The sequence below is a fragment of the Rhodoferax sp. RT5P35 genome, from assembly GCF_056521385.1.
Map to the genome: position 1 here is coordinate 1 of NZ_JBWMAX010000376.1, position 1,021 is coordinate 1,021.

Genomic DNA, 1,021 nt, shown 5'->3' on the forward strand with positions numbered 1-1,021 from the left:
ACGCGTGATCAGCAAAAGCAGGGGAATTTCACAATCACTCAAGATGGAGACAGTATCACTAATAACCATACTAGTAGTAGCAACAGTAAGCAATGCAGATAAGATCTGCATCGGCTATCAATCAACAAACTCCACGGAAACTGTGGACACACTAACAGAAAACAATGTCCCTGTGACACATGCCAAAGAACTGCTCCACACAGAGCATAATGGGATGCTGTGTGCAACAAGCTTGGGACAACCTCTTATTTTGGACACCTGCACCATCGAAGGGCTAATCTATGGCAATCCTTCTTGTGATCTATCGCTGGAAGGAAGAGAATGGTCCTATATCGTCGAGAGACCATCAGCTGTTCACGGATTGTGTTACCCCGGGAATGTAGAAGATCTAGAAGAGCTAAGGTCACTTTTTAGTTCTGCTAGGTCTTATCAAAGAATTCAGATCTTCCCAGATACAATCTGGAATGTTTCTTACGATGGAACAAGCACAGCATGCTCAGGTTCATTCTACAAAAGCATGAGATGGTTGACTCGAAAAAACGGCGAGTACCCTACCCAAGACGCCCAATACACAAATAATCAAGGGAAGAACATTCTTTTCATGTGGGGTATAAATCACCCACCCACCGATGATACGCAAAGAGGGCTGTACACAAGAACCGACACCACAACAAGTGTGGCAACAGAAGAAATAAATAGGATTTTCAAACCATTAATAGGACCAAGGCCTCTTGTCAACGGTTTGATGGGAAGAATCAACTATTACTGGTCTGTATTGAAACCGGGTCAAACACTGAGAATAAAATCTGATGGGAATCTGATAGCCCCATGGTATGGGCATATTCTTTCAGGAGAGAGCCACGGAAGAATTCTAAAGACTGATTTAAAAAGAGGTAGCTGCACAGTGCAGTGTCAGACAGAAAAAGGTGGCTTAAACACAACACTGCCATTCCAAAATGTAAGTAAGTATGCATTTGGAAACTGCTCAAAGTATATTGGCATAAAGAGTCTCAAACTTGCA

The 1,021-nt window shown here is 42.7% G+C and carries 1 protein-coding gene; it reads left to right on the top strand.

Annotated features, from left to right (window positions below; translation table 11 throughout):
- Positions 1–43: 43 nt before the first annotated feature.
- Positions 44–1,021, top strand: a 978-nt coding sequence (locus tag AC097L_RS26455; protein ID WP_479589657.1) for a hemagglutinin, incomplete at its 3' end; no start/stop codon positions are given.